The organism is Streptomyces sp. NPDC002130, assembly GCF_040296465.1.
Lineage (GTDB): Bacteria > Actinomycetota > Actinomycetes > Streptomycetales > Streptomycetaceae > Streptomyces.
This window is the reverse complement of record NZ_JBEOXI010001197.1, coordinates 1-1,082: the sequence shown is the minus strand read 5'-3', so window position 1 is coordinate 1,082 and position 1,082 is coordinate 1. Positions and strand designations below refer to the sequence as shown.

General features: G+C 64.8%; 2 protein-coding genes. One reads left to right on the top strand and one right to left on the bottom strand.

Annotation, left to right across the window (positions count from 1 at the left end):
- On the top strand, nucleotides 1–485 hold a 485-nt coding region (locus ABT116_RS49610), incomplete at its 5' end, for a hypothetical protein (protein WP_351648304.1).
- A 4-nt stretch (nucleotides 486–489) separates the two neighbouring features.
- Here the strand turns inward: ABT116_RS49610 and ABT116_RS49605 are convergent.
- Nucleotides 490–1,082 (bottom strand): SDR family NAD(P)-dependent oxidoreductase (locus ABT116_RS49605; RefSeq protein WP_351648302.1); only part of this gene is annotated, 593 nt, incomplete at its 5' end.

Genomic DNA, 1,082 nt, shown 5'->3' with positions numbered 1-1,082 from the left:
GGTCCCTGTCCACGGTCGCTTTTGCGGTCACCCTGCCCGCTCGACTCGAGGCGCTCCTCTTCTCGGTCGAGAGGTTGGTGGCACGCATCAACCAGATCGCCGACAACGCCGACCGCGTCGTCATCGGAGCCGCCGCCGTGACCATTCGAGCTGAGACGCTGGTCGAGGCCGTCGAGCAGACCTCGGACATCGCGGGACAGCTCCTCGAGATCTACGAGCCCATTGCGTTGCAGCTCGCGCCGCTGGCGGCCAGATTCGCCGACGACCTGTCCGAGGCGGAGGTCAGCGCCGCGATCAAACTGATCGACCAACTGCCGGAGCTCACCGACCGCGTGACCGCGGTCCTGCCCATCCTCGGAACCTTGGACTCCGTCTCGCCCGAGATCCACGAACTCCTCGGAGTGGTCAAGGACCTGCGTCAGGCGATCGTCGGAGTGCCCGGCTTCCACTTTTTCCGCAAGCGGGGCGAAGCCAAGCTGGATTGAAATTTCAGGCGGAGTAGCCGTTGGTCCCGGCCCGCGCCATGACGACCTTCGGAACGACCGCTCGAGACGAGAGCTTGAGCAGACCGTCCACCAACTCCACGATGTCGTCGACCTTGATCATGGTCTCGGGTGTGATCCGATCGTGCGTCCACGCCGACATGTCCGTGTCGACGTAACCGGGAGCAATGGCCGTCGCGCTCACTCCGTTTCCGGATTCCTCGGCATTGAGTGCTTCGACCATCGAAATGAGTGCAGCTTTGGTGGCTCCGTAGACGGCCAGGCCGCTCTCGGCATACACGCCGGCCATCGAGGCGAGAGCGATCACTTTCGCGCCACCGGCAAGGTCCGCGTCCGCCGCAGTGCGCAGGAGCGGCAGCGATGCTTGCAGGAGCGCGAACGGTGTCCGCAGATTGACGGCGACGGTCTTGTCGAATCGTCGCATGGGGTAATCCGCTACTCGCCCACTGGTTCCCACTCCGGCGTTGAGGATGAGGGCCCGCATGGAGCCGAACCGATCGCCGTGCGTGGCGACGAGTGCTGAGGCGAAGTTCTCGTCCGCCATGTCACCTGCCGAGACTACGACGTCCGGCGATCCGG